The organism is Streptomyces sp. B15 (assembly GCF_018070605.1).
Classification (GTDB): domain Bacteria; phylum Actinomycetota; class Actinomycetes; order Streptomycetales; family Streptomycetaceae; genus Streptomyces; species Streptomyces smyrnaeus.
The window spans coordinates 1-15,205 of record NZ_JAGPXJ010000129.1; the positions used below are offsets into that span (position 1 = coordinate 1).

Consider the following 15,205-nt stretch of genomic DNA (forward strand, 5'->3'; position numbering starts at 1 on the left):
GGGTGGGGGTGGGGAGGGTGAGGGCTGAATGGGCCGGTCGTGGCTCGGCGGGGGGCATGGCGCTGAGGTTGCGCAGCATGTCGTTGCGCTGCTGCAGGGCCCGTGCGGTGGTGGGGAAGAGTGTGGCGTCGCCCTTGCCGACCTGGTCCTGGTTCACGGTCACGAATTCCCGGGTGTCGTGTTCGTAGGCGGCGAAGCCTGCGGCGTGGTCCCGGTCGGCGAGGGAAGCGGCGAGCATGTACGCGCCGACGAGCGCGAGGCTCGAGCCCTGCCCGGTGAGGAACGAGGGCGCGTACGCGGCGTCGCCCACCAGCGCGACCTTGCCGCTGGACCACCGGGGCATCCGGATCTGGCTGACGCCGTCGAAGAACACGTCGTCCGCTTCGCGCAGGGCGGCGAGGATGCCGGGGACCTCCCATCCCGCGTCGGCGAAGACCGCGGCGACCAGGTCCCGTTGGGCTTGCGGGTCCCGGAACGCGTGGAACGGTGGTTGTGGGTGGGCGAAGTTGAGGAAGGCGTGTACTTCGTCGCTGTCTCCCACGGCGTAGAGTGCCGCGGCTTTGCCCGGGGCGTTCCACATCACGGTCTCGTGGGAGAGCCCGAAGGTGTTGCGCATGGTGAACACGGCGAAGCAGTAGCCGAGGTACCGGTGGAACTGCTCTTCGGGGCCGAACAGGAGCTCCCGGGTACGTGAGTGCACCCCGTCGGCACCGACCACCATGTCGAACGTACGCCTGCTGCCCCCGCGGAAGGTGACGTCGATCCCGTGGCCGGACTGGTCGAGGCTGTCGATGGAGTCGTTGAACAAGAACTCCACGTCGTCATGGACCGCCGCGTAGAGCGCGTCGGTCAGATCCCCGCGCCGCACCTCCAGGTCCTGTCCCGCGACGCCGCCGGTGACGGTGTGCGGGCTGATCGAGGCCACCTGGCTGCCGTCCTCGTGGAGGAAGGTCAGCCGGCGCAGGTCGACGTGTGCCTCCCGCAACCGCGGGAGGATCCCCATCCTCCGTACGACCTCGAGTGCGGTGCCGCGCACATCGATGGGGTAACCACCGCGGCGCAGGGTGCTCGCCTTCTCGACCACCGTGACCGCGAACCCGTGACGGTTCAGCCAGAACGCGAGGGCGGGTCCCGCGATGCTGGCCCCGGATATCAGGGCGGTGCGCCTCCGAGTGGTACGGATGTCCCTCGACCGATCGGTTCGGGTCATTGCTTGGCTCCTTTGCTCATGGTCCGGGCGACCAGCAGGGACAGCGCCGCGACGACGCCGGCGATGAGGAAGCCCGTGACGAAGGCCGATTCGGCCGGGACGTCCGATCCGGAAGGGGTTCCGGAGGTGAGGAGCACGCCACCGAGCATCCCGCCGACGGCGGAGCCCAACACGCGAGTCACCAGGATCAGGCTGGTGGCGATGCCGGTGTCACCTTCATCGACGGAAGAGGCGATGCTGGTGACCATGGCGGTGACGCACAGTCCGTTGGCCAGCGCGATCAGCGCCTTGCCGACGACGATGTGCCAGACCTCGGTGTGTGCGACTGACAGGGCGAGCAGAGCGGTGGCCATGATGACGACCGCGGCAGTGACCACGGCACGCGGGCCGAAGCGCCGCTCCCCGAGCCCACCTGCCGGCCCGGCCAGCGTCGCGACCACTGCGCCGGGCAGGAGGATGAAGCCGATCTCGGTGGCGCCGGCCCCGAAACCGTAGCCGTCGCCGGACACGTCGAGCAGCTGCGGAACGAGAAAGACCCCCATCGCGGTGCCGAGGCATATCACGAACGTCAGCACGCACGACTTCCAGATCACGGGCCGCGCCAACATGCGCAGATCGATCATCGGCGCGGCCGCACGACGCTCGACGGCCACCCATCCGGTCACGAAGGCGGCCAGCACCACGATGAGGGCGCCGAGCACGAGCGGGTGCGAGCCGGCCTCGGGCGCCATCGCGAACACGAGCATGAGCGTGACCAGTACCCCGCTCAGGAGGAGCATGCCCGGCCAGTCGATCCGGGCGTCGTCCGACCGGCCCGGCGGGTCAGCCGGCATCAGCCTGTTCACCAGCAGGGTGAACCCGATGATGGCGAACGTCGGCAGTGCGAACATCCAGTGTCGGGAGAGCGCTTCCGCCACGGGCCCGGCCGACAGCAGGCCCACCATCGAGCCCCCCACGAACATCCCGCTGACCAGCCCGATGGCCACCTTCGACTCTCCCGCGGGAAGGTGTTTGCGCACCACGATGAACGACAGGGGCAGGGCGCCGATCATCGCGCCCTGTAATACCTGGCCGAGCAGCAGCACGGGCAGGTTGGGCGCCAGCGCCGACACCAGGCCACCGGCCGAGACCACCGCCATCAGCCTGATCAGGACTCGTTTTCCGCCGTAGCGGTCGCCGAGCTTGCCGGCGAGCGGTGTGACGAGCGCGCCGGTGATGGCGAGCACGATGTTGAGGAGCGCCCCTGCGGACGGACTTATGTCCAGTTCGCGTTGCAGGAGCGGAAGCGTCGGCGCCACCACCGACTCCAGGGCTCCGGTGGAGATCGCCAGCATGCCGAGAGCCCAGACAGCAGCCTTCCTCATGTGGACCGGGGGAGCCAGGGTCGTGGTCATGGATGTCCTTTCCGTCAGTGCCGGGCGAGCAGAGGTCGGTCGTACGCGCAGCGCTGCCGCCTTGCCGGCCCCCGCGCGGACACGGCAGACACGGCACGTACGGCGGCCAGCGACGCAGCGGACACGGCGACGCAGTGGGCCCAGCGGCCTTCACGCGGGGCGCGGTGTACGAGGTGTAGTGCGGACGGGTCCACGGCCGTCCGGCGTGATGAGCCCGGGGAGGCAGCACCCGAGTGGCGCATGCACGGCTCCGCCGGGCGGAACGGGTGTACGAGTACGCCCCGCCGTGGCGGTTCTACACTACACAGTGCAGTGTAGAACCGCTACGATGAGCCCATGCCGACCACGAAGACACTGCGCGAGGGCTCCGCGCGGAAGCGGGCCGCCATCCTCTCGGCGGCCCGGGAACTGTTCCTCGCCGACGGCTTCGACCGGTCCAGCGTCGACGCGGTCGCCGCCCGTGCCGAGGTGTCCAAGCGGACGGTCTACGACTACTTCGGCGACAAGCAGACGCTGCTGCAAGCAGTCGTCGACGCCGTCGGCCAGTCGATGATCACCACCATCCGGCGCACCCTCGACGACACCCTCACCGGCATCACCGAGGACGCCGAACTTGAGGACGCCCTGGTCACGTTCTCGATGCGGATCGCGACCGACATGCTCGGCTCGGCGGAGTACGCGACGCTGCAACGACTGGTCCGGGCGGAATCCCGCCACCTGCCGCACCGCGGCTACAACTCCATGGCCGACACCCCGGACGAGGCGCTTGCCGAGCAGTTCGCCGCCTTCGCCGCAGCCGGGCTGCTCGACGTTCCCGACCCCCGGCTCGCGGCCGACCAGTTCATCGCGCTGACCTTCGGCGTCGCCCTGGACAGGCTCGGTTCCGCGAACGCCGCGGAGGACGCCCGCGTCCGGCCACTCGTCGTCGAGGGCGTGCGGACCTTTCTCCGGGCGTACCGAACCAGGTGACATGGGCGGTCGGGCCGACGGCGCTGGATCGGCCCGGTCGGGCGGACGGGCGTAGGTGTGGCCTGGTGACGGCTCACCATGTCGGCCCCGGGAGGAGGGTCCTCAGGGGGATTCGCCGTCCCCGGCGCCGTCCCCGGTTCCTCTTGCCGCGTAGGTCTGCCAGTGCTCGGCGAGGAGTTGTTCCCTCTCCTCCCGAACGGTACGCAACTCTTGTTCCACGGCGGACAATTCGTTCTTGCGTCGATCGAAGTAGTTCACGAACCTCCGCACGTCGCGGTAGTGCGCGAACGCGACGACGGAGGTGACGACAATACCGAGAACAGCGACGTAGCAGCAGGCTTCGATCAGCTTCGCCAGCTTCTCGCGTTGCGGATCTCCAGGCAGCGAAAGCCAGTCGACAATTGCCACCTCGCAGCCGGCGATCAGGAAAGCGAACACGAACCAGAAAGCGGAACAGAGCTTGAGGCGCCAGTGCCGAAGGCTACTGAGCCACTGGGAAAAGAGGCCTCGCGTCAGAAGCGAGTCCAGGTCCACGTCGAGCGCCGCTTGCCACTGTGCGTGCAAAGCTTCGTCACTCGTGGGAGGGCCTGCTCGGCGTAGGCGTTCAATGTGCTCCCTGCCGAGAGAGACCCTCCTGCGTGAGTCTTCGATCAGCGTCTGTCGCACCTGGGCTTCGGCCTCGGCACTCCGTGCGTACAGAGTACGGATCTCCACAACCGCGACGACGAGGACCGCGGCAAGAAGCGCTGAAGTGGCAGCAGCGAAATCGTCTGACATCTCACGTTCGCCCGGGATCCTGCTGTCGATTTCCTTCCAGAGCCACTCGGAGAAGTGTTCAGCGATCTGTTGCTCCCAGTTGAACAGGAAGACAACAGTGATGCAGCACAACAGTGCTGCCACCGCACCCAGCCGCCACACCGGAACACCACACTCCCGCTCTCCTCGAGTACAGGCGTCAGCCCGGAGTGAACCTGCCCGGTCAGCGAGAGGAGAACCCTTCGGCGCGAGGAGCCCGGGTCGGTGGCGGACGAGGCTGATCGTGATCGACACGGAGTGTGCGGAGTGTGAGTGCCGCTTGGCTGTCCGCGACTACTCACCGCCTGGCCGGGTTCGCGGAAGCACAGGTTGGAATCCGGTTCGTGGGGGTCTGTGACAGAAGCCGTATGCAGAGGGCCCCTGCGTACAACCCTGGTGGCCCCCGCGTACAACCCTGGCCAGGTCACGGTGGTCTTGCTTGCGTGAACTCTGTGCCGCACCCGGGCGCAGGGCGTTGAGTACAGGGAGATGCACAGTGCGAGTCGCTGCCATACGTCGTACCGTTCTGACCGCTTCCGCGGTCTCTTTCGCGCTTTTGGTCACCGCCTGCGGTGGCGGCGAGGAGGGCGGTGAGGACAAGAAGGCGAAGGGCGGCGGCAAGTCCGAGAAGCCGGCGGCGAAGGCTCTCACCGCCGCCGAGTTGGAGAAGCTCGTGGTCACCAAGGGCGACGTCGAGGGCCATGAGATCACGAAGCCGGGGAAGGACGAGGTGTTCGCGGCCGACGCCGTCTCCGTCCAAAAGGCCGAGTGCAAGCCCGTCGCCCAGGTGCTGTCGGCGCTGCCCGCGGCCAAGCCCGCGGCGAGCGCCCAGCGGCTGGTCGTCCACAAGGGCGATGCGGCCAAGAAGGACATGCCGTCCACGGAAGAGCTCGGGGAGATGACGGAGGAGGAGGCCAAGCAGGCGACGATCGACTCGCTCGACATCACCAAGACGCAGACCTCCCTGTGGTCCTACGACGCCGACGGTGCACAGCGAACCCTCGCGACACTGCGCGAGGCGGGCAAGAAGTGCGCCGGGGGCTTCGCCATGACGCTCGACGGGGACAAGCAGCAGGTCACCAAGGTCACCGAGGAGAAGCTCTCCGCCGGGGACGAGGCCGTCGCCTGGACGGTCGGGACGAAGCAGGACGGAACGTCCGCCGACACCAAGGTCGTCGTCTTCCGGAAGGGCACCACGCTCGCCGGGTTCTCGTCCTTCAACATCGCCGCCGTCACCCGGGGTGAGGCCTACAAGCAGCCGACCGCTGTCATCGACGCGCAGGAGGCCAAGCTCGGCTGACCCGGCCGCCCCCGTACCGCTGCGGCACCGGGGCCTCTTTGGTGGACACCTCCTGGTGGGTGGGCGCCTCTTGGTTGCCCCGGCGGGCCCCGCGCCGGCGACGATCCGTCGGTCTGGTCGAGGGCGGGGCGGGTAACCGGGCTTCATGGGCGACATCCTCGTGGGCACGTGCGCGTGGACCGACCCGGCGCTGGTCCGCAGCGGTTGGTATCCGGTCGGGCGGCGGGATGCCGAGGGGCGGTTGCGGCACTATGCCGAGCGGGAGCAAGGAGGACCGGTTCCGGTACGTGTACGGCGACGGCGAACTCGCGGAGTGGCTGCCCCGGTTGCGCGCTCTCGCCGAGCGGGTGGAGCAGTTGCACGTGCTGTTCAACAACTGCTGCGGTGACGCGGCGGTACGGGCCGCCGAGTCCATGAAGCGGCTGCTCGGTGACTCGGTCGCCCCGCGCTCCTGCGTGCGGGACACGGCCTGACGCCGATGTCCGCTCTCGGGCCGGGCCTGGCCCGTAACCCGGTCGGGGGACGGTCCGGTCGGGACGGTGCCCCGTAGGCGTCGGGACGGTACCCCCGCGCGGCGCTCGTCCGAACGGTGTCACTCGGGGCGGGTGAGGGGTTTCGGGGGGCGGGACGCGGTGCTGCCGCCCGCGGCGCCGGAGCCGCCGGCGGAGGCCAGCACGTTCTTGGCCTGGGTGTCGACGAGTCTGGTGAAGATCTGCTGGGAGTAGCCGAAGATGATGGCCCAGGAGATGATCTGCGCCGAGGAGTCGAGTGCGGTCAGTCCGGGCACGAATCCTCCGCGCATCAGCAGCAGGCCGAGTACCGCGGTCAGTGCGCCCATGGGGAGCTTGAGCAGGGCGAGGGCGAAAGGCACGTTGTACGGTTCGGCGGTTCCGCCGATACGCCTGATGGTGGCGGCTGCGGCGATTCCGGCAGCCACCAGGCCGACGAATTCGACGACCACATAGTCCGCCGGCGCGGTTGTTGCCGCGAGGCTTACATCGAGGTCTTTCGACGCCGCGTCCGGGTCCGATCGCACCGGGCAGACGACGTGGTACGCGTCGGCGCCGGAAACCCGGTCGGGAGAGAAGCACAGCGGTACGGTGTCGCTGAAGAACCACCCCAGGAGGGCGACGGTCGCCGCTCCGACCGCGAGGCATCCCGCGACCCAGCGCACGATGGTGACGAAGCTGCGTACGCGGAGGGTCTTTTGAATGCGTACCTGCCGGGCCACGCTGACGGCGTCCAGAAGCGATTCGCGGGCGGACGCGGTGATGGCCTCTGGTGCTCTGGAGATTCTCTCCACCGCGATGCGGCGAGGGTCCTCGGCGTCCAGGGCCTCCCTCACCGAGGCCACCACACCCGGCAGCATCGGCACGATCTCTTTCGGGTCGGAAAGACGCAGCAGGAGATTGTGCGCGGTGTCGACGTGGATCTGGCCCACCGCGATGTGCGAGGCCGATCTTTTTCTCCGGTGCGTATGGGACAGTACGCTGCGGGCGCTGCTCAGCTCACTCTTCGCCTTTTCCAGCAGGTCTTTCCGGTCCTCGCCGTGTGTACGGCATCGGTCTTCCAGGAGTGCTTGCAGTTCATTTGTGCGGGCAAGAAGTACCTGACGGAGTTCCCATGGACCATGTTCTGTTTCCGAGAGCGTATCGGCGTTCTCTTCCGGCCCGGGATCGCTGTCGTTTCTCATGGCGTCGATTCTTACGGCCATTCGGGGTCCGACACCTTTCGACACCCAGGAAATGGGGCGAGGGGGGGGGATGCGGGCAGGGCTCCCCACCACTCATTCACGGTGTCGGTTCGCTTCCGGGGCGCTGATTCCGTCGAGCGCGCCGCCCCGGACTCCTACGATTTCGGCTCGGGTTGGCAGCGCGGGCACCACACGGTGGTGCGGCCGGCGATGCGGGACGAGCACAGCCGGGTGTCGCAGCGCGGGCACGGTGCTCCACCCGGGGCGTCCCGGTGGCCGGTCAGCCAGTTGTCGCGCGGCGGGACGTGCTCGGCGCGTACGGAGGTGCGCAGTACGCGGCGCATGGTCCGGTGCAAGGTGGCCCGCTCGTCGTCGGTGAGGGAGCCGGTGGCACGGGAGGGATGCAGCCGGGACTGCCACAGGATCTCGTCGGCCAGCAGGTTGCCCAGCCCGGCCAGCAGCGACTGGTCGGTGAGGGCGGCCTTGAGGCGGCCGCGGCGGGCGGTGAGGGCGGCGTCGAAGTCGGTGCGGGAGACGGTCAGCGCGTCGGGGCCCTGGTCGTCGAGGCGACGGGCGGCCTCGGGGTCGTCGGCGAGCCAGAGGCCTTTGAGTTTGCGCTGGTCACGGTAGCGGAGCTGGCGGCCACCGCCGAGGGTGAACAGCACCCGGTCGTGGCGGTGCGGCTCGTCGCCGACGGCTGCGCACACCAGGCGTCCGGTCATGCCGAAGTGCAGCAGGAGGGTCGGCCCGCCGGTGTGGGCCAGGAGCCACTTGCCGTGCCGTTCCGGTTCGGTGAACTTCCGGCCCTCCAGGTCGCGGCTGAGCCGCCGCGCGCCGATGCCGTGCAGGACGCCCGCGTCGCGGACCTCGACCCGCTGGATGGTCCGGCCCTGCGCACAGTCGGCGAGGACCCGACGGAAGCCTTCTACGTCGGGGAGTTCGGGCATGCTCGCCGCACCTCCTCCTTCCGAGCGTAGGGGCGGTCGGCAGCGGCCGCATGCGGGCGAGGGCCGCACCGGTGACGGCGACGGCGACGGCGGCAGCGACAGCGACAGCGACAGCGACGACGTGGCGCCTCGCCACCGGCGATGTCACATCGCGCGGTCCGCCATCCGTCCTGGACACAGCGAGGCAGCGCAGGACAGCGAGCAGAAGGAGGCACCATGGCGCACGCCACTCACCTCACCGTCGTCGGCGGCGGCTTCGGCGGGCTGACCGCCGCGCTGGCCGCGGCGGAGGCCGGCGCGCAGGTCACGCTGTACGAGGCGCGCGGCACGCTCGGCGGGCGGGCGCGCACGGCGGAGGGGCCGTACCGCACCAACGAGGGACCGCACGCGCTCTACAACGGCGGCCCGCACTGGCGCTGGCTCAAGGCGCGCGGGCTGTTGCCCCCGATGGCCCGGGTACCGGTCAGGGAGGGGCTGCGGGTGCGCTACCACCAGCAGGGTGTCCTGCGCCGCACTCCGCCGGCCGGGTTGCTGCGGCTGCGGCGCAGGCGCGGTGCCCCGGTCGGGGTGCCCTATCTGGAGTGGGCGGCCGAGCAGGTGGGGGAGGAGACGGCGCGGGCGGCGGCGTACTTCGCGGCGGTCGCCACCTTTCACCACGCGCCGGGCGAGCTGTCGGCCGCGTTCACGCACGAGCGGATGCGGCGGGCCTCGAAGTTGCCACCCGAGGCGCACTATCCGCGCGGCGGCTGGGCCGGCTTGGTGGAGCGGATGGCCGGGCGGGCGCGTGAGCTGGGCGTATGCCTCGAGCTGGGAGCGCGCGTGGATGCCTCCGCGCTGGGGGAGGCGGGCCGGCGCGGCCCTGTCGTGGTGGCCACCTCGCTGGCGGCGGCCCGTGGGCTGCTGGACGGCCCCGGGCTGACCTGGCCGAGCGGGCGCACGGCGCTGCTGGACCTGGCTCTGGAAGCCCGCAGGGGGGACGCCTTCGTCGTCTCGGACCTGGACGCGCCGGGGTGGGTCGAACGGTTCACGGCGTCCGACGCCTCGCTGGCACCGGCCGGGCAGTCGCTGGTCCAGGCCCAGTTCCCGCTGGCCCCGAACGAGCCGCGGGAAGCCGGGCTCGCTCGCGGGGAACGCCTGCTCGACCTGGGCTTTCCGGGGTGGCGGGAGCGGGTCGTACGGCGTACGGAGGCGACGGCGGACGGCCGGACGGGCGCGGTGGACGTTCCCGGCACCAGCTGGCGCGACCGCCCCGCCGTGGACCAGGGGGAGGGCCGCTATCTGGTCGGCGACCAGGTGGCGGCGCCGGGCGTGCTGAGCGAGGTCTCGTTCGCCAGCGCGATCGAGGCGGTGCGGCTGGCGCTCGGAGAGCCCCGCTCCATCCGCGTCGAGTCGCGGATCCGGTGATGGTCCGGTGGTCCCGTGGTCCGGTGGGGCCGCCGGCCCCCTCCAGCGCGGCGCCCCCGGCACCCGCGACACTCGCAACGCCCCCGGCACCCACGACACTTGCACCGTTCACGGCACCCTTCTCAACATCGTTCACAGCACGGGCACATGACGTCCTGTATCCGTACGGTGACATACCGTCACCGCTCAACGCTTCGCTCTTCACCACTTCTTGGGAGACTTACGTCAGCTTCTCTTGTAAGTTCACAAGAGGGTCGGCGATGTTCACCGACGAAAGCGGGGATTCGTGTCATTCGAGCAAGAATGGGCAGGGTTGGTCGCAAGGGCACAGAACCAGCAGTCCGCAAGGACGCAGTTGAACGGCGCCGGCGACAAGGGCGACGGCAAGTGGCTTCAGGTGACGCCACATGTGCTCGACGAAGCCGCCAAAAAGGTGGAGAAGGTCGGCACTGCCTTCCAAAAGGTGGACGACACCGCCATGCGGGAGATGGAACAGGTTCCGGGGTCGATGAAGGGCTTCTCCTGCGACGAGGCCTTCAAGACGTTCCAGGAGATGTGGCGCGGCCAGATGAAGCATCTGCGCAAGCAGTACGAGAACACTGCCACCGGGCTCCGCAACGTCACCGCGAAGACGCTGGAGGGGGACGTCTGGACGAAGGAGCAGGTGGAGAAGATCGCCAAGGAGCGGGATCGGAAGGAGAATCCGCTCAAGTACCTCCTGGACCCGAACCGGAAGCCGCTGCTGTCCGACACGCCGCAACACCCGTTCTTCCAGGATCAGTACCCCCTGCTGAGGCCACCGCAGCCGGACCAACCGGTGTACGGCCCTCCGATGCCGACCACGCCTCCGTCGGCCGGCCCGAAGCCCTAGGGGGAGCTGAGCCATGACCAAGACTCTCGACTATCAGACGGTGCGCCATGTCAATCTCACCGCCTTGCGTGCGGCGGTGAAGGCGTGGGACAAGCTCCCCAAGGAATTCGAAGAGGTCCACACCTCCTTCGACCGCACGGTCGCCAAGCCGCTGAGCACCGAGCGGAGCGGCTGGCACGGTGAGTCCCACAAGGCGGCGGTCAAGCACTTCAGCGCCGTCCAGAAGCAGGTGGTGGAGGCCGCCGGCCAGGCCGAGTGGCTCGGCAAGGAGATGTCCCGGTGCCTCAAGATCATCGAGGACGCCAAGAAGGCGCTGAAGGACGTCGAGGACGTCGTGTACGAGAAACCGACGGCCGGCGCGAAGAACTACCTGAAGCTGAACAAGAAGGACGGCGTCGTCTACGTCGACCCGCCCAAGGACGAGAGCCCGGGGATCACCAAGGCGTACCGCGAGACGCTCGCGGACCTCAACAGTCGGATCCTCAAGGCCCTGCGCGAGGCGGCCGAGGCCGACGAGGATCTGAAAAAGGCCCTGAACTTCGACCCGTACGGCAAGGGCTTCAACTCCGACACCCCGCAAGTGCAGGCCAAGAAGGACGTCGACGCCCTCTACAAGCTGGCGGGCGACGAGGACTTCAAGCGGGACCCGAAGCTGCTGTCCAAGGTCAACGGCATCCTCGCCAAGAACGACGGCAACACCTACTTCGCCGAGGAGTTCGCCACCCGCAAGGGTGCGAAGGGCGTCCTGGAACTCTGGTACAAGGCGGCGCAGCCGGACTACGAGGACGCCATGCCGCCGGACCCGAAGGATCGTCCGAAGGGGGTGGACAAGCAGCTCGCCGCCCTCCAGGACAACCTCGGCAACACTCTGGCCCTGGCCAGCCACTCCGACTCCCCGGCCATGACGAAGTGGAAGCAGGACGTCATCGATCTGGGCTACCAGCGGATGGGCGACCAGCCTCCCAACGCGGCCATGGGCACCTATCGGGCGGCCCCGCCCTACGGCTTCCAGGTCATGAGCAACCTGATGCGCACGGGGAAGTGGGACACCGGTTTCCTCAACGACTACGGCGCCGAGTTGAAGAAGGTCGACGAGAAGCCGTTCATGACGCCGGGCCCCTACTCCCACGAGGAAAAGGCCGTCCCCGAGCGCAAGTGGCTGAGCTACGGCCTCAACCCCCCGAACTACCTGAACTTCGGTGCCGAGTACGACCAGGGTAAGGACCCGTTCACCGGATACATGGAGGCCCTCGGGCACAACGCGGAGGCCTCGACCGACTTCTTCTCGGACAAGGAGAACCTCGACTACGTCCTGCGGGACCGCAAGTGGTTCCCCGACGGGGAGATCCCCGACTCCGGAGAGCACAAGGGCTGGCAGGGCGGGCACGTGGCGACGGGTCACGCTCTCGGTGCCGCGACAACCGGCCATGCCTGGGACGCACCGTTGCATGTCCCGGCTGAGCACACCAGCGCCCAGGCGAACCTGATGTCCGAGCTCATCAAGGGCATGGGGGAGATGGACGAGAACGGAAACGCGGAGATGCCGATGCACCCCGGCATGCGCCACGGCCTGGGGAACGCCGCAGCCGAGTACGCGCCGGACTTCTTCCAAGCCATGAAGGACGGCTCGGATGCGGACAAGCTGTTCCCCATGTCCGGGGAACCGGCCGACATCGATCACCGCGACGCGACGAAGTTCCTCGTGCAACTCGGACAGGACCCGGACGCCCATGCGGCGGTCACCGCCGGCCAGAAGCTCTACACCGCCCAAGTGCTCGACCATCACCTGGGTGGGGACGTCCCCGCGGATCAGAAGTACAACGCTCCCACGGAGAACCTCGTGCACGAGGTACTCAAGACCTCGGGGGAGACCGCGGGCACACTGGCCGCCGGTGCTCAGGAGGCCATCATCGGCCCGGCAGTCGTAGAGGATCAGCAGTACGACAAGGGCACTCTCAGCAAGCGCCTGTGGACCAACGGCGCTTTCGGCACCGTGGTGACGGGGGCCAGCGTCCTGAAGCCCTTCGCCGCGCATCCCGTCGGAGCCGCGACTGCCGCGGCGCTGATCATCGGTGCCGAGGGCGCAGCCCTCAACGATCACGACGCCGAGCACTGGAGCAGCAACAAGTCCGCCCCGGCGGCGGACAGGGCCGGCGCGATCTACGACGAGATGGCCGGGCGCGACGTGCGGCAGAACGAGAAGATGCTGGAGGCCATCGGGAAGGAGTACGACATCGATGTCTCGAAGAGCTGGTCAGAGCTGTACTCCGAGGATGGTTTCACCCACGGCTACAGCAGGGTCGCGTCCACGGCACCGTTCCTCACCTCCATCGAGCAAGTGAAGCAAATGGCCATAGCGAAATAATGGAACGCGCACACATGAACCGCCCGCTTCGTATCACCCTGCTCGCCGTCCTCGCCGTGGCCCTGGCCGCGGCGGGGGCGGTGGGCGGCGCGCTCTCCCAACGGGAGGACCGCGAGGACGCCGAGAAGTTCTCCGAGATCACGGGGGGCACCACCTGCTGGGCCTCCGAAGCGGTGGTGGACCGAGTTGTTCCCGCGTCCCACCACACGGACCGCTGGAAGCGGCTGACCAGGGAAGAGCTCAGCTACAACACCCAGTGCGGCGTCACCGTGGACGGCAAGCAGGTACTGCGGGTCTCCGTCGAACAGCACAACTCGGTGCACAAGCTCGACCGGGTGGGCACGGGTCCGGGCCACGGCCGGACCAAGAGCATCCCCGGTTACAAGCAGAGCTGGTCCTCGCAGGACGCCGCCGGCGTCGTCGTGCCCTGCACCAAGAACACGGGCGACGACAACGCCACCAACCTGTACGTCAAGGCACAGGCCTGGCGGAAGGACTACGGGAAGTTGCGCCAGGACATGGTGCGGATCGTCGAGCAGGCGGTCAAGGCCCATCGGGCCGCGGCCTGCAACGGTGCCCCGGCCGCCCCGGACGACCACGGCTGACCGGAGTCCGGGCTTCGGACACCGGCCTCCCCGGCCGGGGCGCGAACGCCCCCGGCCCGTCGGCCCGGCCCCCTCAGCGGGGCACGAGCAGGTCGGGGGTGAGGGGGAGTTCGCGGTGGCGCCGGCCGGTGGCGTGGTGGACGGCGTTGGCGATGGCCGCCGGGGTGCCGACGATACCGATCTCGCCGATGCCCTTGCCGCCGACCGGGTTGAGGTGCGGGTCGTGCTCCTCGATCCAGTGCGCGTCGATGTCGGGGACGTCGGCGTGCGTGGGGACGTGGTAGCCGGCCAGGTCCTTCTCGACGAAACCGCCGAGCCGCGTGTCCAGCGAGCTGTGCTCGGTCAGCGCCATGCCCAGGCCCATCGTCATCCCGCCGATGAACTGGGAGCGTGCCGTACGGGCGTTGAGGATGCGGCCCGCGGCGAAGACACCGAGCAGACGGCGTACCCGTACCTCGCCGGTGAACGCGTCCGCCGAGACCTCCGCGAAGACGGCCCCGAAGGCGTGCCGCGCGTACTCCTCCTGCGCCTGCACATCGGTGGTGGTGTCCACGGTGACGATGCTGCCGCCCGACTCCCGCAGCTCGCGGCACGCCTTGTGGACGGCCCAGCCCCAGGAGGCGGTGCCCGAGGAGCCTCCGGCCAGCGGCGCGGTGGGCAGGTCGCTGCTGCCGACATCGATACGGACGGCGTCCAGCGGGACGCCGAGCTGGTCGGCGGCGATCTGCGCGAGGACGGTACGCGCTCCGGTACCGATGTCGGTGGCGTTGACCCGTACGTGGTAGGCGGGGCCGGAGCCGTCGGCCCTCAGCGCCTGGACGGACGCCGTGGACGGGGCGACCAGTACCGGGTAGGTGGAGGCGGCCACCCCCGTGCCCAGCAGCAGATCGCCGTCGCGCCGGGTGCCGGGGCGCGGGTCGCGGCGCTCCCAGCCGAAGCGGCGAGCTCCTTCGCGCAGGCAGTCGGCGAGATGGTGGCTGCTGAACGGCTTGCCGCTGTCGGGCTCCCGCTCGGGGATGTTGCGCAGCCTCAACTCGATCGGGTCGAGGTCGAGCGCGGTGGCCACCTCGTCCATGGCGCATTCGAGCGCGTACATGCCGGACGCGTCGCCGGGCGCGCGCATCCAGGACGGGGTGGGGACGTCCAGGGCCACGACCCGGTGGCCGGTGCGGATCCCGTCGGCGCCGTACATCACCCGGGACGGCACGGCGGCCTGCTCCACGAACTCCTTGACGGTGGAGGTGTGGGTGGTCACCTCGTGGCCGAGCGCGGCCAGCGTGCCGTCGTCGCGGGCGCCGATGCGCAGCCGCTGGATGGTGGGGGCGCGGTGGCCGACCACCGAGGGCAGCTCCCGGCGGGGCAGCACCACCTTGACGGGGCGTGAGGTGTGTTTGGCGCCCATCGCGGCGAGCACCACCGGAGGACGCGGGGTGCCCTTGGAGCCGAAGCCGCCGCCGACGTGCTCGGCGACGACGGTGATCTGCTTCGGGTCGAGGCCGAACATGGTGGCCAGCGTCTCGCTCACCGGGGTGGCGCCCTGGCTGGAGTCGTAGGCGATCAGATGCCCGCCCTCCCACACGGCGGTGGCGGCGTGCGGCTCCATCGGGTGGTTGTGCAGCGGGCTGAGGGTGTAGGTGAGGTCGAGACGGTGC

At 69.3% G+C, this 15,205-nt stretch carries 12 protein-coding genes and 1 pseudogene; 7 read left to right on the top strand and 6 right to left on the bottom strand.

What is annotated here, in order from left to right:
• Together KBY19_RS33210 and KBY19_RS33215 are read right to left on the bottom strand one after the other, a co-directional pair.
• Nucleotides 1–1,210, bottom strand: a 1,210-nt coding sequence (locus KBY19_RS33210; RefSeq protein ID WP_210967318.1) for an FAD-dependent monooxygenase, incomplete at its 3' end; no start/stop codon positions are given.
• Complete coding sequence (locus KBY19_RS33215) at nt 1,207–2,604, bottom strand: MFS transporter (protein WP_099882990.1); 1,398 nt, start codon at nt 2,602–2,604, stop codon at nt 1,207–1,209. The genes KBY19_RS33215 and KBY19_RS33210, both read right to left, overlap by 4 nt.
• 336 nt (nt 2,605–2,940) lie before the next feature.
• Here KBY19_RS33215 and KBY19_RS33220 point away from each other — a divergent pair, with 336 nt between their 5' ends.
• Nucleotides 2,941–3,573 (top strand): TetR/AcrR family transcriptional regulator, encoded by a 633-nt coding sequence (locus KBY19_RS33220; RefSeq protein WP_099882988.1) that lies wholly within the window; start codon nt 2,941–2,943, stop codon nt 3,571–3,573.
• Between the two features lie 102 nt (nt 3,574–3,675).
• On the opposite strand, the gene KBY19_RS33225 is transcribed toward KBY19_RS33220, so the two are convergent.
• A complete protein-coding gene (locus KBY19_RS33225; protein ID WP_143674900.1) occupies nt 3,676–4,473 on the bottom strand; it encodes a hypothetical protein in 798 nt (265 codons plus the stop codon).
• 391 nt (nt 4,474–4,864) lie between these two features.
• Here KBY19_RS33225 and KBY19_RS33230 point away from each other — a divergent pair, with 391 nt between their 5' ends.
• Nucleotides 4,865–5,668 carry a hypothetical protein gene (locus tag KBY19_RS33230; protein ID WP_099882984.1) on the top strand — a complete coding sequence of 268 codons (804 nt, stop codon included), beginning with the start codon at nt 4,865–4,867 and terminating at the stop codon, nt 5,666–5,668.
• A gap of 257 nt (nt 5,669–5,925) precedes the next feature.
• A pseudogene (locus KBY19_RS33235) lies at nt 5,926–6,141 on the top strand (DUF72 domain-containing protein); the annotation flags it as partial.
• A 119-nt stretch (nt 6,142–6,260) separates the two neighbouring features.
• On the opposite strand, the gene KBY19_RS33240 reads toward KBY19_RS33235, so the two are convergent.
• Together KBY19_RS33240 and KBY19_RS33245 are read right to left on the bottom strand one after the other, a co-directional pair.
• Complete coding sequence (locus KBY19_RS33240) at nt 6,261–7,406, bottom strand: hypothetical protein (protein ID WP_210967319.1); 1,146 nt, start codon at nt 7,404–7,406, stop codon at nt 6,261–6,263.
• Between the two features lie 110 nt (nt 7,407–7,516).
• Entirely contained in the window at nt 7,517–8,308 is a 792-nt protein-coding gene (locus KBY19_RS33245) for an Fpg/Nei family DNA glycosylase (protein WP_210967320.1), read from the bottom strand.
• A 216-nt stretch (nt 8,309–8,524) separates the two neighbouring features.
• On the opposite strand from KBY19_RS33245, the gene KBY19_RS33250 reads away from it, so the two are divergent.
• The 4 genes from KBY19_RS33250 to KBY19_RS33265 all read left to right on the top strand — a co-directional run bounded on the left by KBY19_RS33250 (nt 8,525) and on the right by KBY19_RS33265 (nt 13,553).
• Nucleotides 8,525–9,712, top strand: a complete 1,188-nt coding sequence (locus KBY19_RS33250; RefSeq protein ID WP_099882980.1) for an NAD(P)-binding protein — start codon at nt 8,525–8,527, stop codon at nt 9,710–9,712.
• Nucleotides 9,713–10,067: 355 nt separating this feature from the next.
• Nucleotides 10,068–10,583 (top strand): WXG100 family type VII secretion target, encoded by a 516-nt coding sequence (locus KBY19_RS33255; protein ID WP_099882978.1) that lies wholly within the window; start codon nt 10,068–10,070, stop codon nt 10,581–10,583.
• A gap of 13 nt (nt 10,584–10,596) precedes the next feature.
• Nucleotides 10,597–12,948: a DUF6571 family protein gene (locus KBY19_RS33260; RefSeq protein WP_210967321.1), complete on the top strand. Its 2,352-nt coding sequence runs from the start codon at nt 10,597–10,599 to the stop codon at nt 12,946–12,948.
• 14 nt (nt 12,949–12,962) lie between these two features.
• Nucleotides 12,963–13,553 (top strand): hypothetical protein, encoded by a 591-nt coding sequence (locus KBY19_RS33265; RefSeq protein ID WP_099882974.1) that lies wholly within the window; start codon nt 12,963–12,965, stop codon nt 13,551–13,553.
• Between the two features lie 73 nt (nt 13,554–13,626).
• Here KBY19_RS33265 and KBY19_RS33270 read toward each other — a convergent pair.
• On the bottom strand, nt 13,627–15,205 hold a 1,579-nt coding region (locus KBY19_RS33270), incomplete at its 5' end, for a xanthine dehydrogenase family protein molybdopterin-binding subunit (RefSeq protein WP_210967322.1).